The 454-nt window shown below is 57.5% G+C and carries 1 pseudogene; it reads left to right on the top strand.

The features are described from left to right. Positions 1 to 89 precede the first annotated feature (89 nt). A pseudogene (locus tag DEQ92_RS23360) lies at positions 90 to 454 on the top strand (hypothetical protein); the annotation flags it as partial.

The following is a 454-nucleotide window of genomic DNA, read 5'->3' as shown; positions in this document are numbered from 1 at the left end:
CCTAGGTAAAGAACAATCATACGGTTGCTAAGAGAATCCTACTGGTCGGTACGGTTAATTAGATATCTCCTACTGATCCCGACGAAGCAATGGACGACACTAGTGGTGAGAAGGCAGATCCTACTGTGGCATCTACGAGTGAATTTGCGGAGCAGGAAGAATCGGCCGGCTTAGATGACGAAACGCCGAGTATGCGGTCTGAAACCTCCAGTAAGGGACTCCTTAATCGGCGTAATTGCCTCAAAGCGGGGGCGGCGATGCTCGCCGCGGGGTCGTCGGCGTTCGTTGGCGGCGCGGCAGCGGCGACGGAACGGTACGGGATCCAATTCAGTACTGTCGTCGATGCAGTCGACGACCTCGGCCTGGATCCGAACGGCAACGATCCGATCGACTCGACGTTGGAAGACGCGCTGGCAAGCGGGGACACGCTCGTGGAGTTCCCGGCTGGGACCTA

The organism is Haloferax sp. Atlit-6N (genome assembly GCF_003383195.1).
GTDB classification, from domain to species: Archaea; Halobacteriota; Halobacteria; order Halobacteriales; family Haloferacaceae; genus Haloferax; species Haloferax gibbonsii.
The sequence above is the reverse complement of the archived record's forward strand: the minus strand, read 5'-3'. Positions and strand labels throughout refer to the sequence as shown.